The organism is Piscinibacter gummiphilus (assembly GCF_002116905.1).
Lineage (GTDB): Bacteria > Pseudomonadota > Gammaproteobacteria > Burkholderiales > Burkholderiaceae_C > Rhizobacter > Rhizobacter gummiphilus.
This window is the reverse complement of record NZ_CP015118.1, coordinates 4852316-4872873: the sequence shown is the minus strand read 5'-3', so window position 1 is coordinate 4872873 and position 20558 is coordinate 4852316. Positions and strand designations below refer to the sequence as shown.

Annotated in this window: 16 protein-coding genes; 8 read left to right on the top strand and 8 right to left on the bottom strand. The window is 70.7% G+C overall.

Translation table 11 applies throughout. The features are described 5' to 3' along the window. Positions 1–4: 4 nt before the first annotated feature. Positions 5–658: a hypothetical protein gene (locus A4W93_RS22270; RefSeq protein WP_157131748.1), complete on the bottom strand. Its 654-nt coding sequence runs from the start codon at positions 656–658 to the stop codon at positions 5–7. Positions 659–866: 208 nt separating this feature from the next. Here A4W93_RS22270 and A4W93_RS22265 point away from each other — a divergent pair, with 208 nt between their 5' ends. Then, a complete protein-coding gene (locus A4W93_RS22265; protein WP_218919161.1) occupies positions 867–3137 on the top strand; it encodes a carbohydrate-binding module family 20 domain-containing protein in 2271 nt (756 codons plus the stop codon). A gap of 51 nt (positions 3138–3188) precedes the next feature. On the opposite strand, the gene A4W93_RS22260 is transcribed toward A4W93_RS22265, so the two are convergent. Then, the gene (locus A4W93_RS22260; protein WP_085752688.1) at positions 3189–3452 is read right to left on the bottom strand and encodes a hypothetical protein; all 264 of its coding nucleotides are present in this window, start codon (positions 3450–3452) and stop codon (positions 3189–3191) included. 7 nt (positions 3453–3459) lie between these two features. Beyond that, positions 3460–4944, bottom strand: a complete 1485-nt coding sequence (locus tag A4W93_RS22255; RefSeq protein WP_099959963.1) for a S8 family serine peptidase — start codon at positions 4942–4944, stop codon at positions 3460–3462. Between the two features lie 149 nt (positions 4945–5093). On the opposite strand from A4W93_RS22255, the gene A4W93_RS22250 reads away from it, so the two are divergent. The 6 genes from A4W93_RS22250 to A4W93_RS22225 all read left to right on the top strand — a co-directional run bounded on the left by A4W93_RS22250 (position 5094) and on the right by A4W93_RS22225 (position 13266). Beyond that, positions 5094–6353, top strand: a complete 1260-nt coding sequence (locus A4W93_RS22250) for an extracellular solute-binding protein (protein ID WP_085752686.1) — start codon at positions 5094–5096, stop codon at positions 6351–6353. Positions 6354–6414: 61 nt separating this feature from the next. Then, on the top strand, positions 6415–7668 hold the full coding sequence (locus tag A4W93_RS22245; RefSeq protein WP_237357600.1) for an ROK family transcriptional regulator: 1254 nt from the start codon (positions 6415–6417) through the stop codon (positions 7666–7668). A 45-nt stretch (positions 7669–7713) separates the two neighbouring features. After that, positions 7714–8706, top strand: a complete 993-nt coding sequence (locus tag A4W93_RS22240; RefSeq protein WP_085752684.1) for a Gfo/Idh/MocA family protein — start codon at positions 7714–7716, stop codon at positions 8704–8706. Positions 8707–8801: 95 nt separating this feature from the next. Beyond that, positions 8802–10271: a xylulokinase gene (gene xylB / locus A4W93_RS22235; protein ID WP_085752683.1), complete on the top strand. Its 1470-nt coding sequence runs from the start codon at positions 8802–8804 to the stop codon at positions 10269–10271. Positions 10272–10285: 14 nt separating this feature from the next. Then, complete coding sequence (gene xylA / locus A4W93_RS22230; RefSeq protein WP_085752682.1) at positions 10286–11599, top strand: xylose isomerase; 1314 nt, start codon at positions 10286–10288, stop codon at positions 11597–11599. Positions 11600–11613: 14 nt separating this feature from the next. Beyond that, the gene (locus A4W93_RS22225) at positions 11614–13266 is read left to right on the top strand and encodes a glycoside hydrolase family 43 protein (RefSeq protein ID WP_237357599.1); all 1653 of its coding nucleotides are present in this window, start codon (positions 11614–11616) and stop codon (positions 13264–13266) included. Positions 13267–13279: 13 nt separating this feature from the next. Here the strand turns inward: A4W93_RS22225 and A4W93_RS22220 are convergent, their stop codons facing one another. Together A4W93_RS22220 and A4W93_RS22215 are read right to left on the bottom strand one after the other, a co-directional pair. Beyond that, positions 13280–15376 carry a putative bifunctional diguanylate cyclase/phosphodiesterase gene (locus A4W93_RS22220; protein ID WP_085752681.1) on the bottom strand — a complete coding sequence of 699 codons (2097 nt, stop codon included), beginning with the start codon at positions 15374–15376 and terminating at the stop codon, positions 13280–13282. A 148-nt stretch (positions 15377–15524) separates the two neighbouring features. Further along, positions 15525–16649, bottom strand: a complete 1125-nt coding sequence (locus A4W93_RS22215; RefSeq protein WP_085752680.1) for a GGDEF domain-containing protein — start codon at positions 16647–16649, stop codon at positions 15525–15527. A 102-nt stretch (positions 16650–16751) separates the two neighbouring features. On the opposite strand from A4W93_RS22215, the gene greB reads away from it, so the two are divergent. Beyond that, on the top strand, positions 16752–17303 hold the full coding sequence (greB, locus tag A4W93_RS22210; protein ID WP_085752679.1) for a transcription elongation factor GreB: 552 nt from the start codon (positions 16752–16754) through the stop codon (positions 17301–17303). On the opposite strand, the gene A4W93_RS22205 is transcribed toward greB, so the two are convergent. The 3 genes from A4W93_RS22205 to gmk form a co-directional block, all read right to left on the bottom strand. After that, on the bottom strand, positions 17304–19586 hold the full coding sequence (locus A4W93_RS22205; protein WP_085752678.1) for a RelA/SpoT family protein: 2283 nt from the start codon (positions 19584–19586) through the stop codon (positions 17304–17306). A 103-nt stretch (positions 19587–19689) separates the two neighbouring features. Continuing rightward, a complete protein-coding gene (rpoZ, locus tag A4W93_RS22200; protein ID WP_056462407.1) occupies positions 19690–19893 on the bottom strand; it encodes a DNA-directed RNA polymerase subunit omega in 204 nt (67 codons plus the stop codon). Positions 19894–19924: 31 nt separating this feature from the next. Further along, positions 19925–20545 carry a guanylate kinase gene (gene gmk, locus A4W93_RS22195; protein ID WP_085752677.1) on the bottom strand — a complete coding sequence of 207 codons (621 nt, stop codon included), beginning with the start codon at positions 20543–20545 and terminating at the stop codon, positions 19925–19927. Positions 20546–20558: the final 13 nt, after the last annotated feature.

The window sequence follows — 20558 nt, the reverse complement described above, 5'->3', positions numbered from 1 at the left end:
CCGTTCAGTGCGGCGCCGCGGCGGCCACGGCATGCAGGGCCATGCCACCCGCCGCACCCAGCGCCAGGCCGAGCCGCGCCTCGAGCACCGTGTGCCGGCCGAGCACCACGCGCGACCACGCCACGCCCGCCGCCAGCAGCAGGCAGGCGGCCACCACCGCCGGCCACGACCACAACAGGGCCGCCGCATACACCGCGAACGCGGCATGCAGCGACAGCTTCATCCACGGCCCGGTGGCGTGGGCCACGGCCACCATCGCCGCGCCGAACCCGAGGCCCGCGACCGCGGCCACCGGCAGGCCGACGAGGCCCATCGCGAGCGCGCCCGCGGCCATCAGCGGGAAGAGGAACGCCGTGAGCTGGGCGCGTTCGGCAGGGAGCGAGGCATCGGCATCCCGCCAGCGGCCTCGGCGCACCTTGAACAGGCTGTAGGCGACGACACACCCCGCGAGCGCCACCGCCGCCACGCCGGCCAGCCAGAGGCCGGGCGCCTCCCGGCCGGCCCCCACGACGGAACAGACGACCGCCGACGGCACGAGCAGCGCGGGATGCCCGACGAGGGAGAGCAGCCGGGCGGCGGCGATGCGGCGGGAGGTCGGCGTGCGTGTCACGGGCTGGAAGGGTGGCAGGCCGTCGTCGGGCCGCTTCGATGATGACATGGGTGATGCCCGAGGGGCGGTACCGGACCTTGCGGCAAGCGGAATGCCCGCTCCTTGCATGGCAGCCGCGGGAAAGTCCTGAGACCGAGACCCTGGCGCCAATCTCTTTACCGATTCAGAATGCACCCCGGCGCCGCGGTCCGGAACGTGGGCGCATGCCGTAACCCCATGGGCGCCGCGTGCGTCCCGACCCAGGAGTCCCGTTCCGATGAAACCCGTTGACCCATCGGCCGGCGCGCATGCGCCTGCCCGGATCCGCTCGCGCCTGATGAAGGGCCTGAAGGGCGTGGCGGCGCTGTCGCTGCTCGCCGCCACCTGCGCGGGCCACGCGCAGACCACCCCCCGCACCGCGTTCGTCCACCTGCTCGAATGGAAGTGGACCGACATCGCGAAGGAGTGCGAGGCCCACCTCGGTCCGAAGGGCTTCGCCGCGGTGCAGGTGTCGCCGCCCAACGAACACAACTGGGTGTCGGTGGGCGACGGTGCACCCTTCCCGTGGTGGATGCGGTACCAGCCCGTGAGCTACAGCCTCGACCGCAGCCGCAGCGGCACGCGCGCCGAGTTCGTCAACATGGTCCAGCGCTGCAACGCGGTGGGCGTCGGCATCTACGTCGACGCGGTGATCAACCACATGTCGGGCGGCAACGGCGGCACGTCCAGCGCCGGCAACGGCTGGGGCCATCACAGCTACCCGCGCGTGCCGTATGGCAGCAACGACTTCCACCAGCCCGTGTGCGGCATCGGTGACGCCGACTACCGCAGCGACGCCGGCCGCGTGTGGGGCTGCGAGCTGTCGGGCCTGCAGGACCTGAACACCGGCAGCCCCTACGTGCAGGGCAAGATCGCCGACTACCTCGTCGACCTCGCGAACATCGGCGTGAAGGGCTTCCGCGTGGACGCGGCCAAGCACATCTCGCCGGGCGACCTCGGCGCCATCATCAGCGCCGTCAACGGCCGCCTGGCCACCAAGCCGTACTGGTACCTGGAGGTGATCCAGGCCGACGGCGAGGCCGTGCAGCCGAACCAGTACTTCGGCCTCGGCGACGGGCTGGTCAATGTGCTCGAGTTCAAGTACGGCTCGTCGGTCGCGAGCAAGTTCAGCGGCAGGATCTCGGAGCTGAAGACCTTCGGTGAAAGCTGGGGCCTCTCACCCAGCAGCAAGGGCGTGGCGTTCATCGACAACCACGACAAGCAGCGCGGCCACGGCGGCGGTGGCACGTACATGACGTACCACTGGGGCGCGCAGTACGACCTCGCGAACGTGTTCATGCTCGCGTGGCCGTATGGCTACCCGCAGGTGATGTCGAGCTACGCCTTCAACAACTCCGGCACGCTGTACGACTCGAGCTACGGCCCGCCGTACAACAGCGACGGCTCGACGAAGGGGCCGTGGGACGGCGGTGTCACCACGCCGGCCTGCCTGAACCAGACGCGTGGCGGCTGGGTGTGCGAACACCGCTTCCGCCCCATCGCGAACATGGTGGGCTTCCGCAACGCCACCGCGGCGAACTGGACCGTCAACAACTGGTGGGACAACGGCAACAACCAGATCGCGTTCGGCCGCGGCGACAAGGGCTTCGTCGTCATCAACAAGGAGGCCTCGACGCTGTCGCGCAGCTTCCAGACGGGCCTGCCGGCCGGCCAGTACTGCGACGTGATCGGTGGCGACGTGGTCAACGGCGTCTGCGGCGGCAACCTGGTCACGGTGGCCTCGGGCGGCATGGCCAACATCACGGTGGCCGCGTTCTCGGCCGCGGCGATCCACGTCAACGCGAAGTCCGGGTCCACCACGACCCCGACCGACCCGGGCACGTCCCCCACGACCACCTTCACGGTGCAGGGCGCGGCGCCGTCGAGCGGCCAGTCCGTCTACGTGGTGGGCGACCACGCGCTGCTGGGCGGCTGGGACCCGTGCAAGGCCGTGGCGCTCGCCGCCGACGGCACGCAGTTCAAGGGCTCGGTGAACCTGCCGGCGTCCACCGCGGTCCAGTACAAGTTCATCAAGTACCAGACCTGCGGCAGCACCACGTGGGAGAGCGGCGGCAACCGGTCGCTGACCACGTCGGCCTCGGGGTCGAGCGTGTGCGGTGTGTTCGGCAGCACGGCGACGTGTTCCACCACGGCCCCGACGACGCCCACCGATCCGACGACCCCGACCACGCCGGGCACCGCGAGCGTCACGTTCAAGGTCACCGCCAGCACGGTGGTGGGCCAGAACCTCTACGTGGTGGGCGACCACACGGCGCTGGGGGTCTGGACGCCGACGAACGCGAAGGCGCTGTCGGTGGTGCCGGGCACCGGGTCGGGCCAGCAGAACCAGTGGAGTGCGACGTTCTCGCTGCCGTCCGGTACCGCCATCCAGTACAAGTACATCAAGAAGGATGCGGCGGGGAACACCACGTGGGAGAGCGGGGGGAACCGGGCTGCGACCACCACGTCCTCGGGCGGGGTGCAGACCTTCACCGACGTGTGGAAGTGAACCACTGACCCGTCATCCCGGCATGCGCCGGGATGACTTTTCGGGAGAAGCTCAGCGCGCCGCGCTGGCCACCGTGCGGCGCACGCGTTCGGCGGGGGATCGTTCGGGAATGCGCGTGGCGTGGCGCTCGGCGCTGTAGCGCCAGTCGGGCAGGGCGCGGGCGAGCTTGCGCACGTCGCCGGCGGCGATCTCGAGCAGCAGGGTGCCCACGCCCGTGCGCACGACGGTGGCGCCGAGCGCGCTCGCCGTGGCGCGGGCGGCGCGCACGGTTTTCGCGTCGAGCGAGTCCTTCGCGTAGAAGACGTAGCGGTCCATGGCCCGATTATCGCGCCAGGCCGTCTCCCTGCAACTCCCGGGGGAGTCCGACGTCCTCGGCGTGGGCCCGGGCCAGCGCCACGATGGCCTCGGACCGGGCCGCGTCGCGGGGCAGGTCGCGCACCGCGGGCGTGGCGGCCAGCCGCCGCGCCAGCACGCCCGTCGCCACCGGGGCGGCCATCGACGTGCCGTCCATCACGCCCCAGCGGTTGTTGAAGATCGTCGAGACGATGCCGACCCCGGGCGCGGTGAGCGCCACCTTCGCGCCGCGGTTCGAGAACGTCGCGAGGAAGACCTCGCGGCCGTCGATCGCCTTTCCGCGGGCGCGGCCCCGGTGCAGCGCCTGCGACGCGCCCTCGGGCCAGCTGCCGTCGAGCCCGATGGCCGAGACGGCGAGGGTGCGCGGGTACCGCGCGGGGTAGTCGACCTGGCCGCGGCCGTCGTTGCCGGCGGCGGCCACGCACACGCAGCCGAGCTGCCAGGCCTGGTCCACCGCGTCGCGGATGGCGCCATCGGCCGGGCCCCCGCCCAGGCTCAGGTTGATCAGGTCGCAGCCGTCGACGGCGGCCTGCTTGATCGCGGTGCTGATCGCGAAGGTGGACGCGTGGTCTGCCTGCTCGGCGAACACGCGGTACGCCCGCAGCGTGGCCGAGGCCGCCTCGCCCCGGCGCCAGCCGTTCGCCCGTGCGGCGATCACGCCGGCCACGTGGGTGCCGTGGCCATGCCAGTCGCTCAGGCGGCGCGGGGATTCACCGGTGGTGTTGCGGCCGCCGGCCACGCGCAGCAGGTCGTGGCGGCCCACGCCGGTGTCGACGACGGCGACGGTCACGCGCCGGCCGGCGCCCGCCTTCGGCTTGCCGTAGACGAGGCCGCGCGCATCGGCGGCGGAGGCCACGATGGGCGGCAGCGCGACCTCGAACACCTCGCCGCGGGCATCGACGTCCGGCAGCATCACGGGCCACGCCCCATGCAGCGGGTCGACGTGCAGCGCCTGCACGCCGGTCACCCGCGCGCCGAGCTTCAGCGCGGCGCGGCCGTGGCGGTCGGTGACGGCCTCGGTGACCACGCCGGTGTCGGCGTCGACGACGGCCGTGATGCGCACGTCCTTCAGCGGTGCGCCGTCCGCGCGCACGACCACGGTCCAGAGCCGCTCGGCACCCGCGCCCGCCTTCGAACGCGAGCGCGCCAGGCGCGGCAGCATCAGGTCGAAGCGCTCCAGCTCGTACCACTGCTCCTCGAACACCTTCATGTCGGGCGCCACCGCCTTCACGTCGTCGACCGTGAGCCCGCCCGGCTCCACGAGCACCGCCCCGTCGGGCCGCGAGCGGTCCACGACATGCAGCCCGCGTACCGTCGGGCGCGAGGCATTCGCCGCGCGCACCGCGGCCGCCACGGCACGCAGGGTGTGCGGCACGGCACCGGACTCGGCGAGCGAGGCGTCCTTCGGAATGAGGATCAGGCGGGGCAGGGGATCGTGGGTCTGCGGGGTCATGAGGCCCATTGTGGTGGCCGGGAGGATCAGGGCGTGAGCCTCGTCACCGGCGGTCACCACTTAATTAGTTTCCCTAGTGCACGAATTAATGCGCTGCCCGGACACTCCCGCTCGTTCGATGCCCGAACGTCCCCTACGAAGGAGTGCCGATGAACACCCCCGCCCACCCCGTCCGCCGAGCCCTCCTGCTGGGGGCCCTGGGCCTCGCCGCCGCGCAGGGCGCCCTGGCCGTCACGACCCTGACCGTGGCCTCGTTCCCGAGCTTCGACGAGTCGGTCAAGCTCGCGATCCCGCTCTACAAGAAGCTGCATCCGGACGTCGAGATCAAGCTGGTGAGCCTCGCCTACCCGGACCACCACACCGCCATGACGACGGCGCTGGCCACGGGCTCGAACCTGCCTGACGTGATGGGCCTCGAGATCAACTACATCGGCAAGTTCGCCGAGTCGAAGGGCCTGGAGGACCTGGGCCAGCCGCCCTACAACGCGAAGCAGATGCAGAAGCTGTTCCACGCCTTCGCGTTCCCGCAGGGCATGGACGCGAACGGCGCGGTGGCCGCGATCCCCGCCGACGTGGGCCCGGGCACGCTGTTCTACCGCAAGGACATCCTCGACAAGGCCGGCGTCACCGAAGCCGACCTCACCAAGTCGTGGGAGTCCTTCATCGCCGCCAGCAAGACGGTGCGCGAGAAGACCGGCGCCTACATGCTCACGAGCGCCGCCGACATCGTCAACATCTACATCCGCGCCACCATCAAGCCGGGCGAGGGCCTGTACTTCGACAAGGCCGGCAAGCCGCAGCTGGACACCCCGCGCTTCAAGAAGGCCTTCGAACTGGCCGTGGCCGCGCGCAAGGCCGACATCGACGGCAAGATCGCGCCGTGGAGCAACGAGTGGCGCGAGGCCTTCCGCCGCGGCAGCCTCGCCTCGCAGATGATGGGCGCGTGGCTCGCCGGCCACCTCACCGACTGGCTCAACCCCGAGGCCGCGGGCCAGTGGCGCGCCGCGCCGCTACCCAACGGCGCGTTCGCGTCGTGGGGTGGGTCGTTCTACGCGATCCCGAAGGTGGGCAAGCAGAAGAAGGAAGCATGGGAGTTCGTGAAGTTCATGACCACGAACAAGGAGATGCAGACGCTGTCCTTCCGCAAGATGGGCGCGTACCCGGCCATCGTCGAGGCGCAGGACAAGGCCTTCCTGAACGAGCCCATCGCCTACCTCGGCGGGCAGCCGGCCCGCCTGCTGTGGGCCGACGCCGCCGCGAAGATTCCCGCGATGAAGCCGGACCGCTTCGACGGCACCGCGCTCGAGATCATGAACGCCGCGCTCGACGACGTGCTCGAACGCGGCAAGCCGGTCGACGAGGCCCTCAAGGCCGCGAACGACCAGCTCAAGCGCCGCACCCGGCGTTGATGTGCAATGATTCGGAACCCGGCCGAATGGATGCGGCCGGGAACTCCGGAGAAGGTGAGCCATGCCCACAGCCCCGATGACGGGTGACCAGCGCTTCGTCAAGAACCTCAACCGCATGGCGCTGCTGCGCCTCCTGCGCGACGAATCGGGCCTCTCGCGGGCCGACCTCGCGAACCGCAGCGGCCTGACGAAGTCCACCGTCAGCCTGATCACCAAGGAACTGATCGACGAGGGCTGGCTGGTCGAGGACGGTGCGCTCGTCACCGGCGCGCTCGGCCGGCGCCCCACGCCGCTGCGCCTCGACGGCCGCCACCTCGTGCTGATGGGCGCCGAGCTCGACATCGACACCATCCGCGTCGTGGCCGTGTCCATCCGCGGCGAGGTGCTCGAGATGAACCAGGCCGCGCTCAAGTCGAAGGACCCGGACGCCGCGTGCCACCAGCTCGTGCAGATGGTCACCGCGCAGTCGGCCAAGGTGGCGTCGGCGGGGGCTTCGCTGCTGGGCATCGGCGTGGGCCTGCCCGGTGCGGTGGACACCGTCTCGGGTGTGCTGCAGTTCGCTCCCAACATCGGCTGGCGCGGTGTCGAGGTGGGCCGCCGCCTGGGCGCCGAGTTGGCCGCGGCCGGCCTCGGCGCGGTGCCCGTGTACTACCAGAACGAGGCCGACCTCGCGGCCGTGGGCGAGGCCGAGTTCGGCGCGCGCCCGGTCGAGGACCCGCTCGTCTACGTGAGCTGCGGCGTCGGCGTGGGTTCCGGCATCATCCTCAACGATTCGCTCTTCACCGGCGCCACCGGCTCGGCCGGCGAGATCGGTCACACCACGCTGTTCATCGACGGCCGCCCGTGTTCGTGCGGTCGCCTCGGCTGCGCCGAAGCCTATGCGGGCCTCAAGGCCGTGGCCGACGAGGCCGGCTGCCTGCGCGAGGACGGCAGCATCGACCAGCCCGCGCTGAAGGCCCTCGTGGGCCGCCGTGCGCCCAAGGCCCGCGGCGCGTTCGCCGCGGCCGGCGACGTGCTGGGGGTGCTGCTGCAGAACGTGTGGACCACCTTCAACCCGCAGGTGATCGTGGTCGGCGGCGCCTCCGCCGTGCTGGGCGGTGAACACTTCCTCGAAGCCGCCATCGGCCGGCTCGAGCAGTTCGCCGCGCAGGCGGGGCTGTCGTGCCCCGAGGTGCGTGTGGCGAAGTACGCGGAGCTGGCCACCGCCGTGGGCGGTGCCGCCTACGCGCTGCACTCGCTGCTGAGACCCTACTCGCACGCGCCCACCGCGCGCGCGGGCACCTTGCCGGCGTCATCCGCGCCGGTCACGGCCTGAACGGCGACCCGCCGTCCGGGCCTTTCCTTCCTGGAGTTTCCCGTCATGCCAGACACCACCGTCCGCTGGGGCGTGATCGGCCCCGGCCGCATCGCGAACCGCTTTGCCGAATGCCTCACCGCCGTGCCCGGCGCGCGCCTCGTCGCGGCCGCCAGCCGCGATGCCGAACGCGCCCGTGACTTCGTCGCGCGGCACGGCGGCGAGCGCCACCACGGCGACTACGCCTCGCTCTTCCGCGACGACGGGGTCGACGCCATCTACGTCGCCACGCCCCACGCGCAGCACGCCGACGTCGCCATCCAGGCGCTGCAGGCGGGCAAGGCCGTGCTGTGCGAGAAGCCGCTCACCGTGAACGCGCCCCAGGCCGAGCGGGTGTTCGCCGCGGCGAAGGCGGCCGACCGCTTCGTGATGGAGGCCTTCTGGACGCGGTTCCTGCCCGTATTCGCGCAGGTGCGCCGCTGGCTCGACGAGGGCCGCGTGGGGAAGGTCACCGGCATCGAATCCTTCTTCGGCTACGCGCAGCCGCGCAACCTCGACGACCGCCTGTTCCGCGCCGACCTGGCCGGTGGCGCGCTGCTCGACGTGGGCATCTACTGCATCTCGATGTCGCACCACCTCTTCAAGGGCCCGCTGCGGGTGCTGGAGACCTCGGCGACGGTGGGCGCGACGGGCGTCGACGAGGACCTGCGCGCACGCATCGCGGTGGGCGAGCTGGCCGTCGAGCTGCGCATGCACGCGAGCATGACCCAGAAGTTCTACAACAGCTTCCGCATCGAGGGCAGCGAGGGCGAGATCCTCGTCACCGAACCGTTCTGGGACTCGGGGCAGGCCATCCTGCTGCGGCGCGGCGAGGCGCCGGTCGCCTCCCATGCGCCGTACGTGGTCAACGGCTTCGAGTACCAGGTGCGGGAAGTGCAACGATGCATGCAGGCGGGCCTGCTGCAGAGCGACGTGGTGCCCTGGGCCGACACGCTGGCGGTGATGCGCTGCATGGACGAGATCCGGGCGGCCGTGGGGGTGCGTTACCCGTTCGAGTGAACGGTCGGGCGTGTGCGGTCGGCCCGACCGCGCACAAACCCTGATTTATTTCGACCGTCGAACTAACATACATTCACCGCAACGAAAGGGTGAGCATGTACCTCGGCATCGACCTCGGCACGTCCGAAGTGAAACTCCTGCTGCTGGACGACCGCGGCGCGATCGCCGCGTCGGCCGGCGTGCGGCTCGACATCTCCCGCCCCCACCCGGGCTGGAGCGAGCAGGATCCGCAGGCCTGGTGGGCGGCCACCGTGAGCGCCGCGTCGCGGCTGCGCGCCGAACACCCGGCCGCGTGGGCGAAGGTGAGGGCGGTGGGCCTGTCCGGCCAGATGCACGGGGCCGTGCTGCTCGACGCGGCGGGCGAGGTGCAACGCCCGGCCATCCTCTGGAACGACGTGCGGTCGGCGGCCGAATGCGGCGAGATGATGGCCACGCTGCCATCGCTGCCGGACATCGCCGGCAACCTCGCGATGCCCGGCTTCACCGCGCCGAAGCTCGCGTGGGTCCGCAAGCACGAACCGGCCATCTTCGCGCGCACGGCCAAGGTGCTGCTGCCGAAGGACTACCTGCGGTACCGCCTGTGCGGCACCTTCGTCGGCGAGATGTCCGACGCGGCCGGCACGCTGTGGCTCGACGTCGCGGCGCGGCGCTGGTCCGACGAACTGCTCGCGCTCACGGGGCTCACGCGTTCGCACATGCCCGAACTGGTCGAAGGCAGCGCCGTCAGCGGCACGGTGCGCGACGACATCGCCGCCGCGTGGGGCCTGCCCCGGGGCGTGGTCGTGGCCGGTGGCGGCGGTGACAACGCAGCCAGTGCCGTGGGCATCGGTGCCGTGCGTCCGGGCGAGGGCTTCGTCTCGCTCGGCACGAGCGGCGTGGTGTTCGTCGTCAACGACCGCTTCCGCCCGAACCCGGCCTCGGCCGTGCACGCGTTCTGCCATGCGGTGCCCGGCCGCTGGCACCAGATGTCGGTGATGCTGTCGGCCGCGTCCAGCCTCGCGTGGGCCACGAAGCTCACGGGCTCGTCCGGCGAGGCCGACCTGCTGGCCCGCATGGAAGCGCTGCCCGAGGCGGCCCGCCTCGACGCGCCGCTGTTCCTGCCGTACCTGTCGGGCGAACGCACGCCCCACAACGACGCGAATGCCCGCGGCGTGCTGTTCGGCCTCACGCACGACACCGACCCGGCCGTGCTCGCCTGGTCGGTGCTCGAAGGCGTGGCCTTCGGCATGCGCGACGGCCTCGACGCGCTGCGTGCCGCCGGCACCGAACCCGGCCGCCTCGCGGTCGTGGGCGGTGGCGCCCGCAGCGCCTTCTGGGTGCAGCTGCATGCCGATCTCTTCGGCGTCGAACTCGTCACCCTCGATGGTGGCGAGACCGGCGGCGCACTCGGCGCCGCGCGCCTCGCGTGGCTGGCCGACGGCGCCCCCGAGGACGACGTGTGCCGCCTGCCCCCGGTGCGCCAGACCTTTTCCCCCGACCCCGCCCGCGCAGCCCGCCTGGGCGAGCGCCTCGACCGCTTCCGTGCGCTGTACACGACGCTGCGACCGAGCTTCCCCCCCCGCTGAATCCGGAGACCCCGATGAGCTACTTCGACAAGATCGAACCGATCCGCCACCAAGGCCCGACCACCACGGACGAACTCGCCTTCCGCTGGTACGACAAGGACCGCGTGGTGCTCGGCAAGCGCATGGAAGAGCACCTGCGGTTCGCCGCCTGCTACTGGCACACGTTCTGCTGGAACGGCTTCGATCCGTTCGGGTACGACGGCACCTTCGAGCGCCCGTGGCAGCACATGGCCGACCCGATGGAAGCCGCGAAGGCGAAGGCCGACGCCGCGTTCGACTTCTTCTCGAAGCTGGGCGTGCCCTACTACTGCTTCCACGACCGCGACGTGGCCCCCGAAGGCGCGACGCCGCGCGAGAGCGTCGAGAACCTGCGCCGCATGGTGGGTGTGCTCGGTGAACACCAGCAGCGCACGGGGCTGAAGCTCCTGTGGGGCACGGCGAACGTCTTCAGCCACCGCCGCTTCATGAGTGGCGCGGCCACGAACCCCGACCCCGAGATCTTCGCGCTCGCCGCGCTGCAGGTGCGCGAGGCGATGAACGCCACGAAGGCGCTCGACGGCGAGAACTACGTGATCTGGGGCGGCCGCGAGGGCTACGAGACGCTGCTCAACACCGACATGAAGCTCGAGCTGGACAACCTCGGCCGCTTCCTGTCGATGGCCGTGGAGCACAAGCACAAGATCGGCCTGAAGGGCCCGATCCTGATCGAGCCGAAGCCGCGCGAGCCCACGAAGCACCAGTACGACTTCGACGTGGCCACGGTCTACGGCTTCCTGAAGGCGCGCGGCCTCGAGAACGACGTGAAGGTCAACATCGAGGCCAACCACGCCACGCTCGCGGGCCACAGCTTCGAGCACGAGATCGCCACGGCCGTGGCCCTCGGCATCTTCGGCTCCATCGACATGAACCGCGGCGACATGCAGTGCGGGTGGGACACCGACCAGTTCCCGAACAACATCCCCGACACGGCGCTCGCGATGTACCACATCCTCCAGGGCGGCGGCTTCACGTCCGGCGGCCTGAACTTCGACGCGAAGGTGCGCCGCCAGTCGATCGACCCCGAGGACCTGTTCATGGGCCACATCGGCGGCATGGACGTGTCCGCGCGCGCGCTGCTGATCGCCGCCGCGATGATCGAGGACGGCGGCCTCGCCGCCCGCGTGAAGGCGCGCTACGCCGGCTGGGAGGGCGAACTGGGCCGCGACATCCGCGGCGGCACGCTGAGCCTCGACGCGCTGGCCGACCGCACGCTGAACCGCAACACCGACACCCGCCCCGTCTCCGGCCGCCAGGAGGCGCTGGAGAACTGGCTCAACCGCTTCATCTGACGAGCGCCCCGAGCATGTCCGAGACGATGATCCGCAACCCGGTGCTGCCGGGGTTCCACCCCGACCCGTCGATCCTGCGCGTGGGCCGCGACTTCTACATCGCGACGTCCACGTTCGAGTGGTGGCCGGGCGTGCGCATCCACCACTCGCGCGACCTCGTGAACTGGCAGCACCTGTCGTACGCGTGCACGCGGAAGAGCCAGCTCGACCTGCGCGGGAACCCCGACTCGTGCGGCATCTGGGCCCCGTGCCTGAGCCACCACGACGGCGTGTTCTACATGGTCTACACGAACGTGCGCAGCACCATCGGCACGTACAAGGACACGCACAACTACATCGTCACCGCGCCGCACCCGGCGGGGCCGTGGTCGGAGCCGGTGTACGTGAACAGCAGCGGCTTCGACCCGTCGCTGTTCCATGACGACGACGGGCGCAGCTGGTTCCTCAACATGCAGTGGGACCACCGCGCCGGGCACAACCCGTTCTGCGGCATCCTGATGCAGGAGTGGGACCGCGAGACGCAGCGCCTGAAGGGCCCGGTCCGGCGCATCTTCCTCGGCACCGACCTCGGCGTGGTCGAGGGTCCGCACCTCTACAAGAAGGACGGGTGGTACTACCTGCTGACCGCGGAAGGCGGCACGTTCTACGAACACGCCATCACCATCGCGCGGTCGCGGTCCATCGACGGTCCCTATGCGGTGAGTCCGCACCATCCGCTGCTGACCGCTCATCACGAATCACCGGCCGGCCTGCAGCGTGCGGGCCACGGCAGCCTCGTGGACGCCGGCAACGGCGAGTGGTACCTCGCGCACCTGTGCGGCCGCCCGCTCGAATGGCGCGAGCAGCCGCCCGCGTCGGCCCCCGAGGCCTACGAAGGCCTGCACTGCCCGCTGGGCCGCGAGACCGCGCTGCAGCGGGTGACGTGGACCACCGAGGGCTGGCCGCGGCTCGCGTCGGGCGGACCCGCGCCCGTGTCGGAGCTGCCGCCGCCGGCGCTGCCGCTCGCACCGGTCGAACCCGAACCCGAGCGCGACACGTTCGACGAGGGGGTGCTGTCGGGCCATTTCAACTCGCTGCGCGTGCCGTTCGATCCGTCGTGGATCACGCTGTCGGAACGCCCGGGCTTCCTGCGCCTGCGCGGCCGCGAATCGCTGATGTCCCAGTTCGACCAGAGCCTCGTGGCCCGGCGCCAGCAGCACTTCCGCTGCGAGGCCGACACGGTGGTCGAGTTCGCGCCGGACGGCTTCCAGCAGATGGCCGGCCTCGTCGCGTACTACAACACGCAGAACCACGCGTACCTGCACGTCACGTTCGACGAGACCGCGGGCGGGCGCGTGCTGCGGCTGTCGGTCAACGACTCCGGGCTGCCGTCGGAACCGGCCGCGCCGGTGCCTCTGGGCTCGGCGAAGCGCGTGGCATTGAAGGTGCGTTTCGATGGCCCGGTGTTCCGCTTCGCCTACGCGCTCGACGACGGCGCCTGGACGGACATCGGCGGCGACCTGCGGACGGCCATGCTGTCCGACGAACACGCGACCCGGTTCGAGGACGGCATCGCCCGCGGCTTCGGGTTCACGGGCAACTACGTGGGGGTGGCCTGCCAGGACCTGGGCGGTGGCCGTCGGCACGCCGACTTCGACCACTTCGGGTACCGCGAACTGACCGACTGAGCGGACCGACCGGTCAGCCGAGCAGGGCCTCGAACTGGTCCTGCGGTACCGGCCGGCCGAGCAGGAAACCCTGGGCCATGTGGCAGCCGATGGCGGCGAGCAGGCGGGACTGTTCGTCGGTCTCGACCCCCTCGGCCACCAGCTCCATGTTCAGGCTGCGGCCGAGCGACACGATCGCCTTCACGAGTTCGCCGCTCTGGCGGTCGCCCGGCAGGTCCTTCACGAAGGACCGGTCGATCTTCAGCGTGTGCACGGGGAAGTGCGTGAGGTAGCTGAGCGCGGAGTAGCCCGTGCCGAAGTCGTCGAGCGCGATGGTCACGCCCAGCGCGGCCAGGGTTTCGAGGTCTTCGCGGACGTTGCTGCGCTTGTCGATCAGCAGGCTTTCGGTGATCTCGAGCTCGAGCCACTGGGGCAGGCAGCCGGTGCTGGACAGGGCCTCGCACACGGTCTCCACGAGCTGACCCGTGGCGAACTGGCGGGCCGACAGGTTCACCGCGACCTTCACCTGGCGCGCGGCGGGACGCTGGTTCCATGTGACCGCTGCCCGGCACGCCTGGTGCAGCGCCCACGCGCCCATCGGCACGATCAGGCCGGTCTCCTCGGCCACGGGGATGAACTGCACCGGCGACACCATGCCGCGTGCGGGATGGTTCCAGCGCATCAGCGCCTCGGCGCCCACGAGGTCGCCACTCGCGAGGTCGAACTTGGGCTGGAAGTGCAGCACGAGTTGGTCCTGGTCGACGGCCTGGCGCAGCTCGGTCTCGAGCGCGAGGCGGGCCGAGGCCTGGGCGGTCAGCTGCGGCGAGTAGAAGCGGACGTTGTTGCGGCCGCGCGCCTTGGCTTCCGACAGCGCCGCGTCGGCATGCAGCACCAGCTGGTCGGGGTGGTCCGCATCTGCCGGGAACAGCGCGGCGCCGATGCTGGTCGTGACGAACACGTCGCGGTTCAGCAGGCGGAAGGGCGACTCGAAGGCCCGCAGCAGCTTGTTGGCGATCAGGTCCAGGTCAACCGCGGCGCGCACGGCGGGCAGCAGCACGGCGAACTCGTCACCGCCGGGGCGGGCCACCGTGTCATGGTCGCGCAGCGCGCTGGTGAGGCGTTGCGCGGCCTGCTTGATCAGCTCGTCCCCGCTCGCGTGGCCGAGCGATTCGTTGACGTGCTTGAACTGGTCGAGGTCGAGCATCAGCACCCCGAGCACCTTGCCGTCGCGGGCGGCGTCGGCCATCGCGGTGCGGGTGCGGTCGACGAACATCGAGCGGTTGGGCAGCTGCGTGAGCGGGTCGTAGTTGGAGAGGGCGTGCAGCCGCTCCCGGTAGGCGCTCAGCTCGGTCACGTCCTGGATGGTGCCGAGCAGTTGGCGCGGCGCACGGCCGCGGTTGTAGAGCACCTTGACCACGCCGTGGAAGTCGCGCCGCCGGCCATCGGTGCCGGTCGCGTGGTACGCGTAGCGGAAGGTGGGCTGGCGCTGCGCCAGCGCGGCCGTGAAGCCGTCGACGATGGCCGGACGCTGCTCGTCGGGGATGGTGCGCGCGAACTGCTGCAGGTCGGGGGCGGCGCCGTCCGGGAGGCCGATGATGCGGCGGGCCTGGTCGGAGTACTTGGCCCGGCTGCGGGCGAAGTCCCATTCCCAGTGGCCCACGTGGGCCAGTTCCTGGGCTTCGTCGAGGCGCCGCTCGGCGATCTGCAGCCGCTCGATCAGGAGTTGGTGTTCGGTGATGTCGTGCAGCGCCCCTTCGCAGTCGAGCGGCTCGCCGTTCGGGCCGTAGTCGATCGCGACGGCGATGCGCACGTGCTGGTGCACGCCCCCGTCGTGGACGAGCGGCACGTCGATCACCACCTGGGGCTGGCGGGCCGAGACGGCGTCGAGCCAGGCCTTGCGCAGCGCGCCGAGGCGGCCGCGGCGGATCAGCGAGACGAGGGGGACGAGTTCGAGGCGGTCGCCCGCGGGCAGGCGCAGCAGCCGGCGGGTGTCGGCGCACGCTTCGATGCGCTCGTCCTTCGCGGACCAGCGAATCCGGCCCACCACCTGGAGCGCATCCCGCAGCCCCGCCCAGCGGCGGTCGCCGGTGGACGGAACGAGCGAAGGGAGATCGCGGCTCTCGGTGTTCATCTTGGGCGCAACGGACCTCGGTGCGGGGGGGGGAGGGGTGACAGGGCGGCGAATGTGCCGTCCCCGGCTGACTATCGGATGTTTCCGGTCACGATTGAGCGGGAACCCGGCCGATCGGCCACCGCGGCCGGAGGTGCCGTGCGATACCTCACGCGGCGTGCACCAGGCGTCCCCGGCCTTCCGCCTTGGCCCGGTACAGCGCCTGGTCCGCGCGGTGCACCAACTGGTCGAGGGTGTCGTCGGGGAGGAGGGTGGCCGCGCCCGCGCTGAGCCCCGGCGCGCCGTCCGGTTCGCGGGCGAGCCGTTCCCGCAGGCGGCGGTCGAATGCGGCGGCCTCGGCCATGCCGGCGTGGGTCATCAACACGCAGAACTCCTCGCCGCCGTGGCGCGAGACCAGGTCGCCACGGCGAGCGCTGGCTTTCAGCGCCCGGGCGACGGTGCGCAGCGCCTCGTCGCCGGCGGCGTGGCCTCGGGTGTCGTTGATGCGCTTGAAGTGGTCGATGTCGATCATCAGGAGCGCCAGCGGTTCGCGGTAGCGTTGCGCCGCGGCGATGACGTCGCCCGCCCGCCCGGCGAAGGCCTGGCGGTTGAGCAGTCCGGTGAGCCCGTCGGTGCTGGCCTGCACCCGGAGTTCGCGCTCCGCCTCCTCGCGCCAGGCGACGAGGAAGCCGATGGTGGAGAGCGCCAGCGCCACGTGGTACAGCAGTGCGGCCGCCACGTTGACGGGATGCGTGGCGCGGTAGAACGGGTAGGCCTCGGTGAAGAAGGCGCCCAGCACACCGCGCCACAGGGTCACGACGGCCAGCGCCAGCAGGCACAGCAGCACGAGGCCGCGCCAGCGCCGGCTGGCGTGCGGGGCGGGGCTGGCGAGGGCGAAACACAGCAGGGCGAGCTGAAGCGCGAAACCGGCGTTGGACCAGCCCACGCGGAACGGGTACGACGCGAAGCCGAGGCCGTAGCCGGCCGGCACGGCCACCGCGAGCGCGAGCATCAGGCGGTGTCCGCGCCGCTTGCCCAGCCAGGTGTCGAGCGCGGTCCAGAGCAGCACGAAGCTCGCGGCCAGGCACGCCATCGACAGCGTGGAGACCCACCGGTCGCCGATGCGGGGCGCCACCAGGAAGGCGGTCCAGCCCACGGCCTGCGCCACCGCCGCGCCCTGGAAGGCACGGGCGGCGCGGCTGACGCGCCATCCCATCAGCACCGGCAGGGCGACGGCCGTGCCGATGACGTTGGCGAGCAGCACCACGAGGATGGTCTGGATGTCGAGGGTCATCGGCAGGAACGTTCGGATCGGCACGAAGTGAGCGTTGGCCCATGATGCCCAAAACCTGTCCCCGGTTCCGTGACGGCTGCCAAAAAGTGAGAGGATTCGTGCATGAGCAAGGCTTTCACGAAGGAATCCGACGGCGACGACGACGACGACCTCGCGCTGCCGGCCCTGCCCGCGGGCGGGAAGAACTACATCACGCCCGCTGGCTACCGGCGGCTGCGCGAGGAACTGATCTCGCTGCTCGACGTCGAGCGCCCGAAGGTGGTCGAGGTGGTGTCCTGGGCCGCCAAGAACGGCGACCGCTCGGAGAACGGCGACTACCTCTACGGCAAGAAGCGCCTGCGCGAGATCGACCGGCGCATCCGCTTCCTCACGAAGCGGCTCGACATCGCCGAAGTCACCGACCCGTCGCTGCACCACGGCCGCGACCAGGTGTTCTTCGGCGCCACCGTCACCTACGAGAACCAGCGCGGCGAGGAGAAGACCATCACCATCAAGGGCATCGACGAGGCCGACAGCACGGTCGGTGAGGTCAGCTGGATCGCCCCCATCGCGCGTGCGCTGCTGAAGGCGCACGTGGGGGACGAGGTGCAGCTGATGACGCCGGGTGGGGTGGAGCGGGTGGAAGTGCTGGAGGTGAAGTACCCGGCGCCCTGATCACGGCCGCACGCGGGTCACCCGCAGCACCGCACTCGCCCGCCGCAACGTGCGCATCACGTCGGCCAGGTGCAGCCGGTCCCGCACGCTGATCAGCAGTTGCAGCTCCGCCGTCTCGGACGCCGGCTCGTTCCCCATCTCGATGTGCGTGATGTCGGCCTCGGCCGAACTCACCGCCGCCGCGATCTGGGCGAGCACGCCCTTGCCGTTCTTCAGCAGGATGGTGACGCCGGTCTCGAAGGCACGGGTGGGTTCCTCCGCCCAGTCGACCGTCATCCAGCGTTCGCTGTCGCGTTCGAACAGGCGCTTGCCGACGCCGCATTCGGCGGTGTGCACCATCAGGCCCTCGCCGCGGCCCAGGTAGCCCACGATCGGGTCGCCCGGGATGGGGCGGCAGCAGGTGGCGAGCTGCACCGACGCGCCCTCGGCACCGTCGATGACCACGAGGCCCTGGGTGGGCGTGGCGTCGTCGGCGGCGGCGTAGCGGCCCATCGTGAGCGTGAGCGCGTCGGGCTTGACGCCGTGTTCCACCATCAGCTGGGCCAGGCGCTTGGCCACGATGGTGGCGATCTTGCGGCCGAGGCCCACGTCGATCAGCAGGTCGGCGCGCGTGCGGTTGCCGCTCCAGCGCGTGAGCTGCTGCCAGAGGCTTCCCGCCGGGGCGTCGGGGGCGTCGGCCGGCGGCAGCGTGAGGCCCTCGGCCCGCAGCGCCTGCGCGAGGAGCTTCTCGCCGAGCTGCTGCGACTCCTCCTGCTCCATGTTCTTCAGGTAGTGCCGGATCTTCGAGCGGGCGCGGCCCGTGCGCACGAAGTTGAGCCAGCCCGGGTTCGGGCGGGCGCCCGGCGCGGTGATGACCTCCACGACGTCGCCGCTGCGCAGCTCGGTGCGCAGCGCCACCGGGTCGCCGTTGACCTTGGCCGCCACGCAGTGGTCGCCGATGTCGGAGTGGATGGCGTAGGCGAAGTCGACCGGCGTGGCGCCGCGGGGCAGCGCCATGATCTTCGACTTGGGCGTGAACACGTAGACCGCGTCCGGGAACAGGTCGATCTTGACGTGTTCGAGGAACTCGCTGGCGTCGCGGGTCTCGTCCTGGATGTCGACGAGCGATTGCAGCCACAGGGCGCCCAGGCGCTGTGCGTCCTGCACCTGGCCGCCGCCGGCCTTGTACATCCAGTGCGCCGCGATGCCTTTCTCGGCCACGGCGTGCATGGCGTCGGTGCGGATCTGGAACTCGACCGCGGTGCCGAGCGGGCTGACGAGCGTGGTGTGCAGCGACTGGTAGCCGTTGGCCTTCGGGATCGCGATGTAGTCCTTGAAGCGGCCGGGCAGCGGCTTGTAGAGCTGGTGCAGCACGCCGAGCGCGAGGTAGCACTCCGGGAGCGTGGCCACCACGATGCGGAAACCGAAGATGTCGTTGACCTGCGCGAAGCTCAGGTGCTTCTCGCGCATCTTCGTGTAGATCGAGTAGAGCGTCTTCTCGCGACCGTACACCTGCGCCTTGGCGCCCTGGTCGGCGAAGGCCTTCTCCACCTCGCGCTGGATGCGGTCGACGATGTCGCGGCGGTAGCCCCGCGCGCGCAGCACGGCCTTCGACAGCGCGGCGTGGCGCCAGCGGCGCAGGTACTGGAAGGACAGCTCCTGCAGCTCGCGGTAGGTCTGGTTCAGGCCCAGGCGGTGCGCGATGGGGGCGTAGATCTCGAGCGTCTCGCGGGCGATGCGCACGCTCTTCGACGCGGCCATGGCCGACATCGTGCGCATGTTGTGCAGGCGGTCGGCCAGCTTGATCAGGATGACCCGCACGTCGCGCGCCATCGCCAGCAGCATCTTGCGGAACGACTCGGCCTGCGATTCCTCCTTCGTGGAGAACTGCAGCTTGTCGAGCTTCGTGAGTCCGTCGACCAGGTCGGCGGTGGGGGCGCCGAAGCGCTCGATCAGTTCCACCTTCGTGACGCCGCAGTCCTCCATGGCGTCGTGCATCAGCGCGGCCATGATCGCCTGGGCGTCGAGCTTCCACTCGGCGCACATGCCGGCGACGGCGATGGGGTGGGTGATGTACGGCTCGCCGCTGGCGCGGAACTGGCCCAGGTGGGCCTCGTCGGCGAAACGGTACGCGTCGCGCACGCGCTTGATGTCGGCCGGGTCGAGGTAGTCGAGCTTGTGCGTCAGCGCGGCAAACGAGGCAGCGGCCGCGTCGGTGGCGGCCGCAGGCAACGACGGGGGCGGGTTCCGACGGCCGGAACCGGAAACTTCAGGTTTTCGCAGCGAGGAGGAGGGGGCGCCCATCCCCCTAATTTACCCCGATTGCCGGGGAGCGTACCTCGCAGGGTTGTCCGCCACAAAACAAAACGGCCCCGAAGGGCCGTCGTTCACGCAGGAGCCGGTTCGATCAGACCGGGACCTTGCGCAGCATCTCGATGCCGATCTCGCCGGCGGCGATCTCGCGCAGCGCGGTCACGCCGGGCTTGTTCTTCGTCTCGATCTTCGGGGCGTGGCCCTGGCTCAGCATGCGCGCACGGTACGTGGCGGCCAGAACCAGCTGGAAGCGGTTCGGGATCTTGGTCAGGCAGTCTTCGACGGTGATGCGGGCCATGGGGTCACTCCGGGGAAAGCGAAAAGAAAGATCAGTTCAGTCCGAGGGCTGCGAACACCGAAGGCTTGGCCTTCTTCTGCACCGCGTACTTGAGCCGCTGCGCATGGACGATCGCTTTCAGATCGAACAGCGCGGTTTCGAACAGGGCGTTGATTATAACGAAGTCGAAGTGCCGGGCCTGGTCGACCTCCGTGCGGGCGTTCACGAGGCGCTGGGCGATCACGTCGTCGGCGTCCTCGCCACGGCGGGCCAGGCGCTGGGCCAGCTCTTCCCAGCTCGGGGGCAGGATGAAGATCAGGATGGCGTTCGGGTACAGCTTCTTGATCTGCAGGGCGCCCTGGTAGTCGATCTCGAGCACCACGTCCTGGCCCACGGCCACGCGTTCCATGATGGCCGCGCGCGACGTGCCGTAGCGGTTGCCGTGCACCTCCGCCCATTCGACGAAGTCTTCCGCGTCGATCATGGACTGGAACGTGGCGGGGTCCACGAACAGGTATTCCCGCCCGTGCTGCTCCTGCCCGCGCGGCTTGCGCGTGGTGTGGGAGACCGACACGACGAGGTGCGAATCGAGTTCGAGCAGCGCCTTCACGAGGCTCGACTTGCCGGCGCCGCTCGGGGCGGCGACGACGAAGAGGTTGCCGGGGTAGTCCATCGAATTGGTTCCG